Source organism: Pseudoalteromonas sp. T1lg10 (assembly GCF_002964545.1).
Taxonomy (GTDB): Bacteria; Pseudomonadota; Gammaproteobacteria; order Enterobacterales; family Alteromonadaceae; genus Pseudoalteromonas.
On the sequence record NZ_PQBV01000014.1, the window covers coordinates 1 to 355 of the forward strand.

The window sequence follows — 355 nt, forward strand, 5'->3', positions numbered from 1 at the left end:
GGGTACAATTGAGTCTCCAAACTCGGCTGTAACCAATGTGACTGGCCTGAGCGAAGGTGAGCATACCTTCACTGTAAGTGTAAGCGATGGCGAGATAGTTACTACAAGCGAAGTAGTAGTGACTGTTGAGAGCGCAAACACAGCACCAACTGCTGAAGTAGCACAAACAACTATCTCAGCAGCCGAAGGTAACACGGTGACTTTAGATGCCAGTGCTTCAACGGATGTTGACGGCGATGAAATCACATTTGAGTGGGAAGGTCCGGGTACAATTGAGTCTCCAAACTCGGCTGTAACCAATGTGACTGGCCTGAGCGAAGGTGAGCATACCTTCACTGTAAGTGTAAGCGATGGG

At 49.0% G+C, this 355-nt stretch carries 1 protein-coding gene; it reads left to right on the forward strand.

Going from position 1 to position 355, the window contains the following annotated elements; genetic code table 11:
• Nucleotides 1-355: PKD domain-containing protein (locus C2M17_RS06125; protein ID WP_199775999.1), on the forward strand; the 355-nt coding region annotated here is incomplete at both ends.